The sequence below is a fragment of the Cysteiniphilum sp. GTC20157 genome (assembly GCF_055396795.1).
Genome location: NZ_AP044698.1, coordinates 2233645 through 2249730 on the forward strand (window position 1 = coordinate 2233645; position 16086 = coordinate 2249730).

The 16086-nt window shown below is 38.6% G+C and carries 13 protein-coding genes; 4 read left to right on the plus strand and 9 right to left on the minus strand.

Features of this window, described 5'->3' with window-relative positions; genetic code table 11:
• Window positions 1-2: 2 nt before the first annotated feature.
• The 4 genes from secD to acnA all read right to left on the minus strand — a co-directional run bounded on the left by secD (window position 3) and on the right by acnA (window position 5976).
• On the minus strand, window positions 3-1949 hold the full coding sequence (gene secD, locus ACZ5V8_RS10090) for a protein translocase subunit SecD (protein ID WP_464217675.1): 1947 nt from the start codon (window positions 1947-1949) through the stop codon (window positions 3-5).
• 80 nt (window positions 1950-2029) lie between these two features.
• Complete coding sequence (gene yajC, locus ACZ5V8_RS10095) at window positions 2030-2386, minus strand: preprotein translocase subunit YajC (RefSeq protein ID WP_440617511.1); 357 nt, start codon at window positions 2384-2386, stop codon at window positions 2030-2032.
• Between the two features lie 232 nt (window positions 2387-2618).
• Window positions 2619-3179 (minus strand): transposase, encoded by a 561-nt coding sequence (locus ACZ5V8_RS10100; RefSeq protein ID WP_440617510.1) that lies wholly within the window; start codon window positions 3177-3179, stop codon window positions 2619-2621.
• A gap of 106 nt (window positions 3180-3285) precedes the next feature.
• Window positions 3286-5976 carry an aconitate hydratase AcnA gene (gene acnA / locus ACZ5V8_RS10105; RefSeq protein ID WP_440617509.1) on the minus strand — a complete coding sequence of 897 codons (2691 nt, stop codon included), beginning with the start codon at window positions 5974-5976 and terminating at the stop codon, window positions 3286-3288.
• A gap of 359 nt (window positions 5977-6335) precedes the next feature.
• On the opposite strand from acnA, the gene ACZ5V8_RS10110 reads away from it, so the two are divergent.
• Genes ACZ5V8_RS10110 through ACZ5V8_RS10120 form a run of 3 tightly spaced genes read left to right on the plus strand, consistent with a single transcriptional unit; the run spans window position 6336 to window position 9021 of the window.
• Window positions 6336-7328: a sensor histidine kinase gene (locus ACZ5V8_RS10110; RefSeq protein WP_464217676.1), complete on the plus strand. Its 993-nt coding sequence runs from the start codon at window positions 6336-6338 to the stop codon at window positions 7326-7328.
• A 58-nt stretch (window positions 7329-7386) separates the two neighbouring features.
• Window positions 7387-8067, plus strand: a complete 681-nt coding sequence (locus ACZ5V8_RS10115; RefSeq protein WP_464217677.1) for a response regulator transcription factor — start codon at window positions 7387-7389, stop codon at window positions 8065-8067.
• A 9-nt stretch (window positions 8068-8076) separates the two neighbouring features.
• Window positions 8077-9021 (plus strand): hypothetical protein, encoded by a 945-nt coding sequence (locus ACZ5V8_RS10120; protein WP_464217678.1) that lies wholly within the window; start codon window positions 8077-8079, stop codon window positions 9019-9021.
• Here ACZ5V8_RS10120 and ACZ5V8_RS10125 read toward each other — a convergent pair whose 3' ends face one another.
• The 5 genes from ACZ5V8_RS10125 to ACZ5V8_RS10145 all read right to left on the minus strand — a co-directional run bounded on the left by ACZ5V8_RS10125 (window position 9022) and on the right by ACZ5V8_RS10145 (window position 14568).
• A complete protein-coding gene (locus tag ACZ5V8_RS10125) occupies window positions 9022-9498 on the minus strand; it encodes a hypothetical protein (RefSeq protein WP_464217679.1) in 477 nt (158 codons plus the stop codon).
• A 27-nt stretch (window positions 9499-9525) separates the two neighbouring features.
• A complete protein-coding gene (locus ACZ5V8_RS10130; RefSeq protein ID WP_464217680.1) occupies window positions 9526-10038 on the minus strand; it encodes a hypothetical protein in 513 nt (170 codons plus the stop codon).
• A gap of 189 nt (window positions 10039-10227) precedes the next feature.
• Window positions 10228-10866, minus strand: coding sequence for a hypothetical protein (locus ACZ5V8_RS10135; protein ID WP_464217681.1), 639 nt, complete (start codon window positions 10864-10866; stop codon window positions 10228-10230).
• Between the two features lie 12 nt (window positions 10867-10878).
• Complete coding sequence (locus tag ACZ5V8_RS10140; protein WP_464217682.1) at window positions 10879-13200, minus strand: glycosyl hydrolase family 18 protein; 2322 nt, start codon at window positions 13198-13200, stop codon at window positions 10879-10881.
• A gap of 339 nt (window positions 13201-13539) precedes the next feature.
• Complete coding sequence (locus ACZ5V8_RS10145) at window positions 13540-14568, minus strand: hypothetical protein (RefSeq protein WP_464217683.1); 1029 nt, start codon at window positions 14566-14568, stop codon at window positions 13540-13542.
• A 205-nt stretch (window positions 14569-14773) separates the two neighbouring features.
• Here ACZ5V8_RS10145 and ACZ5V8_RS10150 point away from each other — a divergent pair, with 205 nt between their 5' ends.
• Window positions 14774-15913, plus strand: coding sequence for a lactonase family protein (locus ACZ5V8_RS10150; protein ID WP_464217684.1), 1140 nt, complete (start codon window positions 14774-14776; stop codon window positions 15911-15913).
• Window positions 15914-16086: the final 173 nt, after the last annotated feature.

Consider the following 16086-nt stretch of genomic DNA (forward strand, 5'->3'; position numbering starts at 1 on the left):
CCCTATATTCCGATCGATAATTTTTTAAGATTGCGACGTGAACCATAGACAAGGTTTGTCATCGCACGTGAGACAGTTACTGCCGTAAACATTGATGTCAGAATACCGATAATCAATGTTACCGCAAAGCCTTTAACGGCACCTGTACCAATCGCAAAGAGGATAATCGCAACAATCAATGTTGTGACGTTTGAATCAACAATTGTACCAAAGGCGCGCTCATAGCCTGCCGAGATCGCACTTTGCACCGGCATGCCATTTCTAAGCTCTTCACGTATCCGCTCAAACACCAAGACATTGCCATCAATTGACATCCCCAAGTTCAAGACAATACCGGCAATCCCTGGCAATGTTAGTGTGGCACCTGGAATGATTGACATAATAGCAACAATTAATACTAAATTTAGCACCAATGCGACATTGGCTATCATCCCAAACAGGTGATAGTAAATTGCCATGAATAACACAACAAGGATCAGTGCAACAACAATAGATAACATCCCTTGCTCGATATTTTGCTTACCAAGCGTTGGACCAATTTGTTGCTCTTGCGCAATATGTACAGGCACTTGAAGTGCACCAGAGCGGATCATTAATGCCAAGTTATTGGCTTCACGTTGATCAAGACCGGTAATTTGGAAGTTAGCACCTAACACGGTTTGAATCGTTGCGGCATTAACGAGCTTTTCAGTCTTTTCAATTCTATTGACTTCTTTGCCGTCAATCATTTCTTTCTTATAGGTCGTATTAACTAGCATGACACCCATTAAGTCGCCGACATGCTTGCCAGTGACTTCTCTGAAATGCCCTGCTGCATCTGAGCTTAACTGTACGGCAACGATTGGTTGACCACTTTGATGGTCAACGCCAGGAGATGCATTGACAATCGCACTACCACTAACCACTGAATTACCATTAAGCTGATAGTAATAGGTTTGACCATTTGACGTTAGTGGATAGACTTTAATGCCCTGCTCTTCAACTTTTAAGCGATCGGTGACAGGTGTCACGATATAAAAGCTTGCGGTTGATGTACCTCCCAAAATTTGCTTAGCACGTGCTGCATCTTGCAAACCAGGCAACTCAATAATCACACGTGAATCACCAGAGGCGGCAACAGAGGCTTCGGCAACACCTAGCGCATTAATACGATTACGCATCACTGTCACCACTTGCGAGATAGCCTCTTGCTTAATTTGCGTTAACAATTGTGTATTGAAAGTTACTAGAAGTGTTTTATCTTTCAGCGCACTGTAAACCAACTGATTATTTTGCGTCTTGCTATAGTCTGTTTTGATAAAAGTAATTGCTTTATCCAGATCCGCTTTGTTGGCAAAAGTTAACGCAACATAGCCAATACTGCTATAAGTCACAGGCACTGGCAATGCTTTGCTTATTTCAGGTTTTTGCGACGCTTTTAGTTGTGACTCAGGTGTTACACCTAGTTTCTTAACACCCTGCGCCAAACTCTCTAAGGTATTATCCAAACGTGCATTAATCGCCGATTGCGTATCTGCTTCAAGCACCAAATACATACCACCGCGCAAATCAAGCCCCAAATTCATCGGCTCAGCACCTAGTGCCAATAACCAATTAGGTGTGTTTCCTGCCATATTAAGCGCGATAATATAGTCACTGCCAATGGTTTTCTGCAAAGCTGTGCGTGCCGCAATCTGATCTTGTGCGTCCGAGAATCTCACTTGAATCACTGTGTTTGATTCTTGGTGCAATGATTTATACGCAATTTTTTGTTCGCTTAACGTATCTTTAATCTGCGTTACAAGTTCCGCATTCACCGTACCATCTTTGGGAGAGATTTGTAATGACGGCGTTTCACCAAATAAATTGGGTAACGCATAGATAATCGACAAAATCGCAATTACTAGAATAGTAATATATTTCCACAAAGGATACTTATTAACCGCAGCTTTTTGTCTGGGATGAAGCATAATCCTAATACCTTAGTTTGAGTTGGTCATACACTCATTGCAACATCATTTACAATGGGCATATAGCAATGTAGTCAAAATTAATTGGTTTTAACAGCACCTTTTGGTAAAACACCAGAAACCGCACTTTTTTGTACTTTGATAATAACGTTTTCTGCAATTTCAATTTCAGTATAGTTCTCACCAATTTTAAAGATCTTGCCAACAATACCGCCATTTGTCATGACTTCATCACCTTTGGCCAACTCTGAAATCATCTTACGTTGTTCTTTATTACGCTTCATTTGCGGACGAATAAGTAAGAAATAAAAAATGGCAAAAAACGCCACCAACATCAGAATCGAGCTCATTGCTGAGCCCCCTGCTGCCGCGCCTTCTGCAAAGGCGCTTGAACTTAATAACAATAGCGATGATAGTGCTACTAATAACTTATTCATTACTTATCTCCTGTTGAGGTATATATTATTATTCCGCTAGCATAATAGTTGACGCACGGAATACTATTTAAAAAATCTGGGATAATGTACATGACAGGGGGTATTTTGACAACTGTTGTCTGCTGCAAATCGATATATGAAAGATATTCACATGGAAGCAACTCCCTGAGGTGATTCATATAAGGGTAATTCGTGAATCGCCCTCTCACAAATTTCCCTCTCACGCACTGCCTCAAAGGTTTTGAGGATGCAAAGAATCCAACTCCCATTGCAACGGGTTGTTGTCTATATATTCATATATTCGCAGATAATCATCCTCATCTCGAATAACATGCTCATAATAATTGCGTTGCCACAACTTCTGCCCAGATGCGCCTCGAACAATATTGATTTGCTTTGATGTTTGCATCTTAAATCGTCCAATGATTTTAGGCAATAGCATATTACGTCGTTGCTTTACGGTCATTGGTAGGGGCGATTCATGAATCGCCCCTACATGAATTGCCCTCTCATGAATTGCCCCCACAGTATTGGTGATAACCACAATTCCATGGAAGTGATTTGGCATGATAACAAATGCATCACATTTTACATTTGACCCTATGGCTTCAATTTTTAACCATTCGCTACGAACAATATCGCCAAGTTCATTCAATATCATTTTGCCATTGACAATATCTCCAAACAAACACGCTCTGTCTTGCGTACAAATTGTTACAAAATACATCCCTGCCTGAGAATAATCATACTCACTTAAACGAATTGAATGGCGATTTTGCTTCCTGCTGCTCATAGCTGTTTCCAATTCCTAATATATTTAAGCGAAAATTCACAATTTGAATATACGTGTAGGGGCGATTCATGAATCGCCCCTACGTGAATCACCCTTTGTATATAATTTATGACATCATATTTTTCAAAACGGTCTGCAAAATGCCACCATTTTTCAAATAATCAACATCGACATCAGCATCTAAACGTGCCAACGCTTCAAAGATAGTTTTGTGACCATTGGTATGCACGGCTTCAACGATAACATTCTCACGTGGTTTCACACTATCAAGTCCTTTGATATTGAAGGTTTCTGTGCCATCTAAACCAAGAGATTTAGCCGTTTGACCATTAACATACTGCAAAGGTAACACACCCATACCAACCAAGTTTGAGCGGTGAATACGCTCATAACTCTCAGCGATCACAGCTTTAACACCCAATAGGAAAGTCCCTTTAGCTGCCCAGTCACGTGATGAGCCTGTACCATACTCTTTACCTGCCAATACGATTAATGGCGTATTGGATGCTTTATATTTCATCGCTGCATCAAACACATATTCAATCGAACCATCTGGGTGATATTTAGTAACTCCACCTTCCGTACCAGGCGCTAACAAGTTGCGAATACGGATATTAGCAAACGTACCACGCATCATCACCTCATGGTTACCACGACGTGAACCATACGAGTTAAAGTCTTTTTTCTCAACGCCATGTGCTTTCAAATATTGCCCTGCTGGATATTCCTCTGGAATAGAACCCGCTGGAGAGATATGATCTGTTGTTACCGAATCACCTAGCATCAATAAGGTGCGCGCACCAACAATATCTAAAGACCCCTTGCCTGAATCCGCAAAGTTCTCAAAGAAGTTAGGGCATTGAATATAAGTTGATTTCTCATCAAATTTATATAGCTCACCTGTAGGTGCTGATAGTTTCTGCCAATCTTTTGTGCCATCTAAAACCGTTGCATAGGATTTCTCAAACATCTCAGCATTGATCACGCGTGATTGTAATTCAGCAATATCATGACAACTTGGCCATATGTCTTTCAAATAAACATCTTCTCCATGTTGATCTTTACCAATTGGATCATGCTCAGGGTCAAAATTAACTGTTCCAGCAATAGCATAAGCCACCACATGGATAGGAGAGGCTAAGTAATTTGCTTTAACATCTGGGTTAATACGTCCTTCAAAGTTGCGATTCCCTGAGCCGACGGATGCAACGACTAAATCACCTTTGTTAATCGCATCAATAATTGGTTGATCCAATGGTCCTGAGTTACCAATACACGTTGTACAACCATATCCAACAACATCAAATTTCAGTTGTTCTAAATACTTTAATAAGCCTGATTTTTCAAGGTATTGCGTAACTACCTGTGAGCCAGGGGCTAATGACGTTTTAACATATGGCTTAACTGTTAGACCTTTTTCAACTGCCTTTTTAGCTAATAAACCCGCACCCAATAAAACGGATGGGTTAGATGTATTTGTACATGAAGTAATAGCAGCAATTGCGACATCTCCATGCTTTAATTCACAATCCATGCCTTCAATTTTAACCGCTGTTTTGGTTTGCTCCTCTGTCAAGCCGAAGCCATGTAAGCCTGCCTCATGCGTTAAACATTTTTTAAAGTTTGCTTTTAAGTCATGCATAGGCACACGATCTTGTGGGCGCTTAGGACCCGCTAATGTTGAGTCCACTGTTGACATATCAAGCTCGATTACCGCCGTATACTCTGGCTCTTCTGCTGGGTTATGACGGAATAAATATTGCTCCTCATAAACTTTCTTCGCCAGATCAACATATTCATCACGATTACTGTTTTTAAAGAAGGCTAAAGTTACATCATCGACTGGGAAGAAGCCCATTGTCGCACCATACTCTGGCGCCATGTTGGCAATGGTTGCTCGATCTGGTAATGATAAATGTTTTAAACCTTCACCAAAGTACTCAACAAACTTACCAACCACACCATGCTTACGAAGTAGTTCCGTAATTGTTAACACTAAATCAGTGGCCGTGACACCTTCACGCAACTCACCTGTCAGTTTCACACCAACAACATCAGGCAATACCATATAATATGGCTGACCGAGCATAACCGCTTCCGCTTCAATACCGCCAACGCCCCAACCCATCACACCAATGCCATTAATCATCGTTGTGTGTGAATCAGTACCGACAAGGGTATCAGGATAAGCAACTTTCTCACCATTTTGATCTTTAACTAAAATGCCTTTTGCTAAATATTCCAAGTTCACTTGGTGAATAATCCCCATGCCCGGCGGCACAACAACGAAATCATCAAAGGCTTTTTGCCCCCATTTTAACAATGAATAACGCTCGCCATTTCGCTCAAATTCTTTGGCAACGTTTTTCTCAAGTGCATCTTTCGTACCGTAGTAATCAACTTGCACAGAGTGGTCAATAACCATTGCTGTATCAACCAATGGATTAATTTTTTGTGGATCCCCACCTGCATCTTTAATCGCTTGACGCATAGCAGCCAAATCAACAACCGCAGGCACGCCGGTAAAATCTTGCATCACAACGCGTGCTGGCATATGCGGGATCTCAGGGCGCACTTTGGCTTTAGCGTCCCAATTAAGTACATTTTCAACGTCAGACACTTTGACTTTATAGTCATCAATATTACGCAATTGGTTCTCAACCAATACACGAATAGAATACGGCAAACGCGTAATATCCTTACCTGTTTCAGCTGCTAATTTTTGCAAGCTATAGGCAGTATATTGTTGCCCTTTAGCGTCAATCAAAACCTTTGTTGAACGTTTTAAATCGGTCATGAGGATAGCTCCTTCTTTACTGTTTTTTTCTGTGTATTGAGGCTTATTTCGGCGCTCATATTAGCCCAATCAGCTGCTGTTGTACAGCGTGATGCAAGCTCCATGGTAATAATCACCCATACCTGATAAGTGCAAAACCAAAGGTAGTGTAACAACCTTTCAAACACGATCAATGGACTTCAACTCACGAAATGCAGAGAAGATAGAAACATGCCCCAAAGCGTGCCTTGAACAAGTTCTAAAAATATCAAAAGTCATTTTGTCATGACACATCCATCAGATGCCCCACAAATATATAAATTCAGCTATATTTAAGTCTATATCGAATATCATAACGACTGATTTAGGTGATCAATATCATGCAAACAGCAACGAAACAACACCATAGATTGCTTAAGAAAACACTAAAGCCTGAGTACTTTGTATCATGCTTAACCATTATCATGTTATTTCTTCTGAGCCAGCATCTAGCAGAGCAAAAGGATAAAATAAATGCCATTGATCCACCAGAGTACTATTACATCTACGCCAGTATTACCTTAGCAATTTTAAGTCTATTTCTTATCTTTGTAGTTGCTTACTATGTTTACTTCAAAATCACACGCTTTATTCGCGAAACACGCAAAGTGATTTTAGGTTATAGCGACTATGAGACAACACTAAAACAAGGCTATTTCTTCAAACAGCATCTTAAGTTAAACCAACTAATTAAAGATGTATTAAGGCGCCAAAAAAGTGATATGCTTACGATGTTACATGACCTGCGCACGCCTTACACACGACTTTCATTTAAACTTGAGCTTGATTACAATGATGCTTATAACGCCGTTAAAGAAGATATCAACGAGATCAAAGTGATCACTGGGCATTCATTGGCAAAACTTAAAGAAAACCAACTGCTCACTGAACAAAAGGAACTGATTGAAATAAAAGGATTTATTGAGCAATTATTTATGGATTATCAGCGCATGCTGACACAAGACAACAAACAATTGACTTTAAGCTTAGCAGTTAAGCTTGATCAAAAAATCTATGTCATGATCAAACCTTTTAAGTTAAAGCGCGTGCTATATAACCTTCTGAACAATGCCATTGAATATGCTCATACCAATATCCATCTATCGGTTGAGATCGCTGAACAACAAGTTCGTATTACCATAGCGGATGACAGCGTCATACAGCAAAATTTGGATTTAAACGAGATGAAGCAACTTTTTTGGCATCACTCAAAAAATGGGCATGGCATTGGTCTTTACTCGGTGGCAAAAATACTGGCTGAGCACCAAAGCCAACTACAGTTCACAGCAACTGATCATGGTAAAAGCTTTTACTTTGAACTTAAACCTATTTGAAATATCTCATAAACTTCACTATAACTTAGAATATCGTAATAACATGGAGCAATAATATATGGAACGTATTTTAATTGTTGAAGACGACGGCTCACTAGCGCAAATGATCGCGCGCTATCTTGAGCGGATGAATTATGAAGTCGTCATAAAATCAACTACCATTGACGCATTAACTGCCGTTGAAGAATCTGCCTTTGACTGCCTACTACTTGATATTAATCTTGGCAGTGACAATGGCATTCAACTTTGCCAAAAAATACGTCAAGTCTATGATATGCCAATTATTATGGTTTCAGCGATTAGCGATACCACGCAAAAGTCTTATTCATTAAACATTGGTGCTGATGATTATGTCACAAAGCCTTTTTCACTAGAGGAACTTGAGGCTCGCATTAGTGCAAATATTCGCCGTTACAATCAGATGCGTAAAGTTGATCAAGCATCTGATACGTTGAGCTCTTACAATCTGGAAGACTGGTGTTTTTATCCTGAGCAATATTTACTCGAACATAAAAGCGGTGAGAAAGTTTATATTAAAAAAGTCAAAACACAAATACTATTGATGCTTTTAGAACACAATGGTGTTGTTGAGAAGAAGCTTATTCATAAAAAATGTTATGACGAACCTTTTGATAGTTTTGATCGGCGCATTGATGTACATATCTCACAACTAAGAAAAATTCTTGGCAAAGAGATGATTGAAACCATTCATTCCATCGGTTTTGCGCTAAATCACTAGGATATTAGGATGAAGGATCGACGACTATTTCAACGTAATTTTTTGGTCTACTTGTTATTGATTACTGTTTACTTTATTAACCTAAGTCTCATTGATGACCGATATGCGATCACCTTACAATTAGATGATTTTTTTAATCGTACTGAAGGCATTTTATTTGCGCTACCTTGGATTATTCTACTGCCTAGCACTTATCGATTTATGCGCCAAAACACACCAATGATGCAAAACATCATGCTTTTTGCGGGTCTTATTTCAATGCTCTTTTACGCTATTGTTTATGCTTACTTCCCACATCATAGTGTTTTATATCTTGCCATGCTCTTTAACGGTGGGTCGGTTTTTGCTTTACCGCTTGCAATGATTAATACACTTTATAGCGCACGATATGCGCTATTTTTTGTTATTTATTTCGTTATGTGTGACTTCTTATTTTTATACATCGATATGCATATTTTTATCTTATATATAGCCGCTCCTGCCTTAGTTCTTATTCTAATAGTCAACCTACTATCTAGTCAGTGGCAACATAAGAAATCTCGACCAATCACCGTGATGGCTTATTTGCTTTTAGCCAATCGCAAGGCATCAATCATTTTTGTAAGCTATACAGCGATCTTAATCATTATTACACTGCTCTCAATCTTTGTCACAACCCTATCGCAGCTGGAGTGGTTCCAAGCCTTGGGTTACCTGATGGGGTGCGTAATCATTTATTTTGTGGTTTATCGCAAACTTTTAATTAAGCCTCATTTGGCACTGCTCACCATACTACTGATCAGTTCTTACTATGAGTATTTCTTTATTGCCTCAGTTGTGACTTATTTAATGCTAACGATTGATTTATCTGAATATATTCACAAACGCGAAATTCTCATTTTTGCAACCTTTATGTTCTATCTAGTAGTTATCTATAACACCTTGCTGGCTAATGTGCTTTTGGCACTTTTTTGATTAAACACATTCCGCATGCCAATAGCCTTCGTTGCTATAAGGGCGATACTGTTTGAAGGAGACATAACATTTTATCTTTTGGTTCTTAGATAATAAAAACGTATTATCTGGTTTTAACTGATAACGATCATAATTCATCGTTGGGATATACTCTGCTGGCGCACCACTATTGACCAATATTCTAAAACGGGCTTGATTACCTTGCGTCAGTAAATATTGATTAATAGTTGCATTGTGAATATTGTTCTCTGTGCTCCCTGTGACTTCACCTTTTTCACTGGCATGCCATAATACATTAGGTTGAACAAATATTTTTTGACTATCATTTTCTGTAGCAATTGCAATTTCAGGTCTTGCCCATATCCCGCTATTAACGTTAACTTCCACCAATGTTTTACTTGGCAGGGCAATGGCTTGGCTAAATAAAGGCAAGATCACACTGATGATAGTCGTGCTTAGAAATAGTGTAAATTTCATGTCAACCCCTTAAATTCATTAGATTGGCTATACAGGAGTACAGCTTGACGTCCAGTATGATGTATGCCCTGCGGAAACATAACTGACCGTGCACTTTCTTGTCTTACCATAGCTTAGATCAAAGGCAGGGGCGACGACTTGCTGATAGCCATTCATCGCAACCGTTGGCACCATACCTTCACCACTACCATCATCTGCAAGCAATCTAAAAGATACTGTATTACCATTGCTCTTTAAGAAAGTATCAATGCTCGCATTTTTAATATTGTTCATCGTATTGCCATCAATGATATTTTTTTCAGACGCTGGCCAATAAACATTGGGCACCTGATGTGTAAAGGGCGTATCATCTCGCGTGGCAATTGCAACAGCAGGTGCTGCTTGTGTCCCACTATTGACGGTTATTTCAACTTTTGTATTATGCCCAAAATCAACTGTTTGCACATTAGGAGAAGTATTTTCACCTGCTGCTGCAGCTGCACCACTCGCCATTACTGTTAATGCTAACGCTGTTAAAGTTGCTTTTTTAATCATTTTCATATCGATTATCCTCTTTTTTGTTTAAATTGATTTTCTAAATATGAAAGTTATTTTTTGTGCTGTGAACTCACAATATCAGCATTTGTTTTAACATGACTGCCTGTGCTGTCATTGGTGTGTATTGTATATGGTCAAATGTAAAGCTTATGCGATTCAAATGTAATAAAAATGTAATGCCAAATTACATTACTAATCCAACCGTGAAACAAGCATTAACCAATCATCATAATTTGCTGCCGTTTTAAGCGTCACAACACATCCTTGTTGTTGAAAACCTTGTCGATCACAAAAGTATTTTTGTTGATCGCTATTTTCCTCCCAAGCTGAATACTGGGCATAGCTTGCACTTGGCATAAAATAACTAAAATCCAGATAGTTTAAAGACTCAAAGTCATAATCAAAATTCTCCTTGGGAAATACTATCTGATTAATGATCATCACCATCTCATTACCTGTTACTTGATAATGGCATAGTAAACCGCTCTCTGATGGACGGTTTGGATAATGTTTATTAAACATTCTTGCTCCCATCCAGCCTGAGCTTAGCTCAGCATAACTAAAGCGTACTGAATCAACCTTAATTTGCTGTTGCTGGTAAGCTTTACTACATTGGCATTCATATTGCTTAACCCAATCAACTTCGACATTTTGCAAAATATCTGTTGCTATCACTTGCGCATTAGTTCTCAATGATGATCTGTCATTATTTAGATAACCCGCAACTTGCGTTTCTGATGGGCATTGAAATAGTGCCAATGTTTGTGCTAATAGCAGCACTGGATTGATCATAAGCAATAGACATAATGCTTTTTTAGTTACTGTTAACATACTGTGTCCTAACTAGGCACCACTGGCGTGACAATAACTTGGGCTAACACCTGTAACCTCAGGAGCAATTGTTTTTGCAAATAAACAGTTATTATCAAAATCATGATTAATCGACCAAACCATTGCTCCACCGTATTGCGACTGATTTGAAAGTGAGCCATAAATTTCTGCCATCTGGCTATAAACTGTTTGCTCACCCTGAGGCTGCCAACCATTAAATACCGTAGCATCACCCCCTGCTGCCTTTAATGCTGGCTCACCCATGACAAGTAAAGTCTGAGCTGGTACATTAAGTAACTGCTGTTTTGCCACAGTTTTCTGTGTTAAATAATAAAAACTTGCATTGATGTAGCCTGGCATTTCCTCTGAACAATACTTGCGTCCATCATCATCTTTACCATTACAATACTTACCATTATTGTACTCAATACGGTTAGATGATTCACCTGTGTTGTAATCCTGCAATAACAGCATATCAAACAAACCAGACTCTACTGCTTCTTTATAATCTTGATTGAAACCTGTTGTCACTAACGACACACTATACTTATCATCTTTATTGGTTTGATTAAGCTGAGGTGCGGCAGTTACTGTTGCTATTTGCCCATTTGCTAATGGTTTTTGCTTTATTTTCTTAATAAGATCTTTCAACAACAACGGATTCACAGTACCTTCCAAGTCAAAATCAATGCCATCTAGATGGTAATAGTTCAAGAAATGTCTAACATTTTCAGCCATGTTATCTAGATTTTTATTATCAAGATTTACACCACCTGTTTCACCCCCAACAGAGACCAATATTTTCTTTAAACCGTACTTGTCTTTTGCCAACTTAATATCATCTAGCATTTGCTGCAAACTTGTTTGATCAAATGTGTTATATGAGGTGTAAGCTAAAAACATATCTCCATAAAACTGAATATTTGGTGCAGCATCTGCATTGACAGGAGTTGCGTCAGACAACCCACTCGCAAACGCGATCACGATAACATTATATCCAGCCTGTGCAGCATCAGAAATGGTTACTTTTTTATTCCAAGGACCATAATATTGATTTAAGTAACCAACCATATAACGTGAAACTTCTTTCTTATAATTAACACTCATATCAATTTCATTTTTATTTGCTGTGAAATGATTTGGTGAAACATGTGCTATATATTGTCCCTTTTCCGTTACAATACTTGATGCATTTGCTAGCCACTTAAGCTTATTTTGAGGAATGCTTTGAACAGGATAGCTACCATTATGATCCAATACAACCGTTGTTTCTTGCGAACCTTTATCGACTTCCAAATTAAGCTTGGATTTTGCACCTTTAGGTAACCCTGATACTGTAATATTGATTTTTTCTGGCAGAATTTTTTCCAACTGATAAGTAAGTTTAGCCGGTGTTGTCTGATCTTTTTTGATCATTACCTTTTGTACAAACTGCTCTTGACCTTGTGGTTTGTACTCGTAATCACCCTCAATAAATGAGTCGGCAACTAATCGATGCGCCACCCCAGATTCAGGTGCGTCTACACTGATAAAGTTTGCCCCCCAGTCTAAATCTCCCTCTTTAACAAACACATTGTCCATCGTTGTAATGGTATAATGTGGATGTTTTTCAGGAGTCGAATCTTGTGCAATTGCTGTTAGTTTTAATGTTCCTTTTTCATCAGGTGCCGGTGTATAGTTAATTTGCACGCTTTGTATTTGCCCATTTGTAAGCGTGAAGCTTGCAGGATCAGCAGCACCTGTCGCTTTATCCAAAGCAGGGACACTAATGGTCATTTGAGCCTTATCATCATCTGCACTTAACGGCACTTTAACATCTAGTTTGCTATTCCATGGCTGATTATTGATTTCTGTTAGTTTATTGCCATCTTTATAGATAATAATATCGGCAAGGTGCCCGTCTTCAATAAAGTTAGGCTTTTCTGGCAATACTATCGAAATATGCGCTTGTGACACAGGTGTTACTGGGCCCACGTGAAAATTACTGATATTAAACACATTACTTGATGGCGTAAACTGCATTGTGACAGATTGCCCTGCTGGCAATATATATGGCTCGGCAGGCCACCATTTTTGCACGCTAACGGAAACAGTGTCATCCGTTTGCGTTAACTCTGTTTTACCATTGATACCCCAAACTGAAGGGTTTAACTTAACGTTATTATCGACATCAAAATGAATTTGATTATTGTATAAATCTGTTGGCTCGTCACAATGAAACGTAATACTTCCCGTCCACCCTGAGCTTGCTGAATCCATAACACAATCTGCCATCGTAACACTCGCCAATGAGGCTAAAATAGTTGATGCAATTAGTTTCTTAGTTAATTTCATTTTTCTTCCTTTTATGGTTAATTATTAAAAATTGGTAACCCATATTGTATGAATCACTTTGTTTTAAAGCTGATCTATAAATGTAAAAAATAGGTAAATATCCCAGCGTAATTTACGATCGGAATTTAAGTTTCATTATCAATGATATGGCTATGACCATATTCCAGCCAATTTTGATTGTGTAAGCGCTGACTGAGCGTAAGTCGAAGTCTCTATGAAGTGTGATTTTCCCAAGCTACCCACTTCGACTGATGCTCAGTGCATCGCTTCGACTTACATTCAGGGTACGGGTGAGCACTTGTGAGTGAATATTTAGTCTTAGCCAATAATATGAACAAATTATTGACTAACCACACTTAATGTTAAGCTTGCTAAAATATAGATAATTTCATGATAGCTCTGTGTGTTACTTTGCCCGGTTTTATCGGCAATGGCCTCCACAGCGAGTTTAACCAATTTGGCAACTTCATTACCTTCTTTTGCGCTATCTTCAACAGCTTGATAATCTGAAACATTCCCTTTAACCATAAAGTCAATCATCTGCACACGATCAGATGCTGATTGTACCGTTTGCGTAACTTGAGACATCACTTCACGCATTTTGTCATTAAAAATATGCTTGTTAAATAATTTAGCGTTTTGGATTTGATCATTGATTTGAGATACTTGCTGGGCAATCTCACGTGATTTTGCACTTATCTGTGATAATTGTTGGAATTTCTGATTTGCCTGCAAAGAGGTAATCACACTATTTAACTGCTCATCACTGACATTAACAATACTTGTTGTGCCATCAATTATTTTATTAATGATCATAAACAACTGTTGCGGGTAGTCATAAGCTAACTGGTTTAACATGGCCCAGCTTTTAATGGCAGCTTCTTTGCCTTGTTGTTTGTTGATTGCCGCAATCCCTTCAACAATAAAGTAATTACTCATATCATTGATGTAATTACCATTTTGCCACATGCTGCTACGCTGGCTCCAAATGGTATTGAAATCACTCTCGATCGCCTGAGTCAATACTGGCACTTCAACAAAATTTTGAGTCTTTAATGCTTCTGCTAGTCCTTGAATACCGCTATTGATATGTTCAATGCTAAATTTCACCTTGTTATAGCTTGCTTTATACGGTGAGAACTCAGTTTGAGCACTTTGTACAATCGAATTAAGCTCATCAAGTGCTGAAATCATTCTTAAATGCTTAACATCTTCACTTAAATGTTTAAGATCAGTCACTGCAGGTGATTTCATAGTAACGTTTGAGTAATCACTGACTTGTTGATATACCTCGCTACCACTATGAACATTCGCTAAAACAACACCTGCTGCCGCTGTCATCATGATTGTAGAAAGTAATTTTTTCATTGTTTATTTCCTCTTTGCTATTGTTTTTTGTTTGTTATTCATTGGATACCTCTTGGGTGATTCAAATTTAACCAAACAAAAGTTGACTTAAAAACCAACAAAAATGCACAATCATGTGCATAAATATTTCTATAAATAATAACTTTCTAAGCCAATACTCACATAAAAAGGCTTGCCTTATAACGCTCACATATTGGAGAAAAAAGTGAATCAATTAATATTACAATTATCAAAGACAGGTATTGGCTTGCTACTATGTTGCCAATTTGCCGCACTGCAAGAGGTCTATATTGGCACATATACTGAGTGGGGTACGCCTCCTGGTCATGGGATTTATCACTTTAGCATTTCAGATTCAGGGCAAATAGGATCTGCTACACTTGCCACACAGGGAGACAATAAGTCACCAAATCCTACTTATCTGCTAAAAAACAATGACCTGATATACACGACAAATGAACTGGAAGTTGGTCAAATCACCAACTATCAAAAAGACATAGATCATTCATTAAATAAGATAACGGCATCAAATAGTGGTCTTTCTAATCCTGTTCATCTTGTGAAAAGTAAATTATATCCCCTTATAATAGTCGCTAATTATGGCAATGCATCAGGTGAGCACTCAGGTGTTTCTGTATTTAACATTAACTCTGATGGTGTTGTTGATGGCAATCCTTCACAGATTATCCCCTACCACGGCAGTAGCGTTGATCCAGAGCGTCAATCTGGCTCACATGTGCACGGCATTACCAGTACGATCATTCAAAATAATGAATACGTGTTTATTTGTGATTTAGGTGCAGATACGATAAGCGTATACCTTATCACCCCTCATACCAATGAACTTCAGAAGTTAAGTGAAATTCACACACCACCAGGATCAGGACCAAGACATGCACTCATCAGCCCAAACCAAGAATATCTTTATGTGGTTAATGAACTTAACTCAACCCTTAGCATCTTCAGATTTAATGCAGCAACTGGCTCCTTAACTTACTTATCTAGTCAAAGCACATCCAAGCTTATCAAACATTCAGCAGAGCGTAACTATCCTGCAGAGCTTCTACTTTCAAAAGCCCGTAACGATCTCTATGTGAGCAATCGTGGGGTAAATACAATTGCCCAATTTCACCTACAAAATCATGGAAAAACACTACAACTTGAGAAGGAATACAATGCCTTTGGCAAATATCCTCGCGATATGGCGATTGACCAAACCGGTCAATACCTTGCCTCAGCAAATCAGCTTTCAAATAATGTAAGTGTCTTTAAAATTAACCCCTCAGGCGGACTTGATTTTCTCAATCATGTCGATATTGATTCACCTGTGGCAGTTACTTTTTAATTGGCTCTTTCCCTTACCCAAACGTCCCTTCAATTAATAAGCGCTCATTTTCAGTTGGTTTAGTATCAAGTAAGTTAGAAATACGCTTACCTTTTCCTTTACTGCAACTGACTTTTGCATCAGGCACACCGACCATCACATCGACAAATCCAGGAAGCTCTTTATAAAATGCA

What these genes read in the sequence shown, in the direction of transcription:
- ACZ5V8_RS10135 (WP_464217681.1), bottom strand. Translation starts at nt 10,866, where the DNA reads ATGTTAACAGTAACTAAAAAAGCATTATGTCTATTGCTTATGATCAAT.
- ACZ5V8_RS10125 (WP_464217679.1), bottom strand. Translation starts at nt 9,498, where the DNA reads ATGAAATTTACACTATTTCTAAGCACGACTATCATCAGTGTGATCTTG.
- ACZ5V8_RS10115 (WP_464217677.1), top strand. Translation starts at nt 7,387, where the DNA reads ATGGAACGTATTTTAATTGTTGAAGACGACGGCTCACTAGCGCAAATG.
- ACZ5V8_RS10120 (WP_464217678.1), top strand. Translation starts at nt 8,077, where the DNA reads ATGAAGGATCGACGACTATTTCAACGTAATTTTTTGGTCTACTTGTTA.
- yajC (WP_440617511.1), bottom strand. Translation starts at nt 2,386, where the DNA reads ATGAATAAGTTATTAGTAGCACTATCATCGCTATTGTTATTAAGTTCA.
- ACZ5V8_RS10145 (WP_464217683.1), bottom strand. Translation starts at nt 14,568, where the DNA reads ATGAAAAAATTACTTTCTACAATCATGATGACAGCGGCAGCAGGTGTT.
- ACZ5V8_RS10100 (WP_440617510.1), bottom strand. Translation starts at nt 3,179, where the DNA reads ATGAGCAGCAGGAAGCAAAATCGCCATTCAATTCGTTTAAGTGAGTAT.
- acnA (WP_440617509.1), bottom strand. Translation starts at nt 5,976, where the DNA reads ATGACCGATTTAAAACGTTCAACAAAGGTTTTGATTGACGCTAAAGGG.
- ACZ5V8_RS10140 (WP_464217682.1), bottom strand. Translation starts at nt 13,200, where the DNA reads ATGAAATTAACTAAGAAACTAATTGCATCAACTATTTTAGCCTCATTG.
- secD (WP_464217675.1), bottom strand. Translation starts at nt 1,949, where the DNA reads ATGCTTCATCCCAGACAAAAAGCTGCGGTTAATAAGTATCCTTTGTGG.
- ACZ5V8_RS10110 (WP_464217676.1), top strand. Translation starts at nt 6,336, where the DNA reads ATGCAAACAGCAACGAAACAACACCATAGATTGCTTAAGAAAACACTA.
- ACZ5V8_RS10130 (WP_464217680.1), bottom strand. Translation starts at nt 10,038, where the DNA reads ATGAAAATGATTAAAAAAGCAACTTTAACAGCGTTAGCATTAACAGTA.